The 1,023-nt window shown below is 41.6% G+C and carries 1 protein-coding gene; it reads left to right on the top strand.

What is annotated here, in order from left to right; translation table 11 throughout:
* The first annotated feature begins 41 nt into the window (after window positions 1-41).
* The gene (locus tag GW12_RS06035; RefSeq protein ID WP_034584853.1) at window positions 42-971 is read left to right on the top strand and encodes an IS5-like element ISAba10 family transposase; all 930 of its coding nucleotides are present in this window, start codon (window positions 42-44) and stop codon (window positions 969-971) included.
* Window positions 972-1,023 lie beyond the last annotated feature (52 nt).

Below are 1,023 nucleotides of genomic sequence, written 5' to 3'. Positions count from 1 at the left end.
GGCTTTGTTGCATAAATAAATTTCATCCCCATACATGTTAGATGAATACAGAATCAAAAAGCCGATACAAAACAACGAACTGGTCTGAGTACAATCAGGCTTTACGTCAACGGGGTGCTTTCACCATTTGGTTTGATCCCCAAATGCAATGGTCTGCAACACCTACTGGAAAAAAAGGACGGCAACCTACCTACACTGATATAGCAATTCAATTTGCCCTGACGATACGAAACCTGTTCCAACTGGCTTTACGCCAAACACAAGGTTTCATTCAAAGCCTTTTGCAAATGGCTCACCTCGACTGGAATGTTCCAGACTTCTCAACATTGAGTCGGCGAGCAGATAAGCTCCAGCCACTTCTACATAAATCAGCAAAAAATCCACAGGAAGACTTGCATATTTTAGTTGATAGCACAGGGATCAAAGTTACAGGTGATGGGGAATGGGTGCGTAAAAAACATGGCGTAAACCAACATCGTCAATGGCTGAAATTACATCTTGCGACAGATGCAAACAGTGGAGAAATACAAGCGGTTGAAGTCACGACCTGCCAATATGGTGATGCTGAAATGCTCCAACCTCTTTTAGATCAAATTGATGAACCCATTGCATCTGTCACGGCTGATGGTGCTTATGACACAGTGAATTGTTATGATGCGATTTTGAAACGGCAAGCAAATGTAATTATCCCTCCTCGTTCCAATGCTGCTTTATGGGCAGAAAATGAAATTGGTAAAGCAAGGAATCATGCAGTACAAGGCTGTTGGGACAAGGGTCAAAAGCAGTGGAAACGAGATATTGGTTATCATCGACGATCCCGAATAGAGGCTAAAATGTTTGCCTTGAAACGACTTGGACAAGGTGTATCTAGTCGATGCTTTAATCGTCAGGTGGTTGACTTGCAAATAAGAGTCGATATTTTGAATAAATTTACTCAACTTGGTACAGCTAAAACGGTGGTTGTTGCATAAATATCTGAAGATTAGAACAACTCTACCTTTCGTCTATTTGTGCAACAAAGCC

The organism is Acinetobacter sp. HR7, assembly GCF_000773685.1.
Lineage (GTDB): Bacteria > Pseudomonadota > Gammaproteobacteria > Pseudomonadales > Moraxellaceae > Acinetobacter > Acinetobacter thermotolerans.
The sequence above is the reverse complement of the archived record's forward strand: the minus strand, read 5'-3'. Positions and strand labels throughout refer to the sequence as shown.

Excerpts from the sequence above, each read along its gene's own strand:
- GW12_RS06035 (WP_034584853.1), top strand. The coding sequence starts at position 42 with ATGAATACAGAATCAAAAAGCCGATACAAAACAACGAACTGGTCTGAG.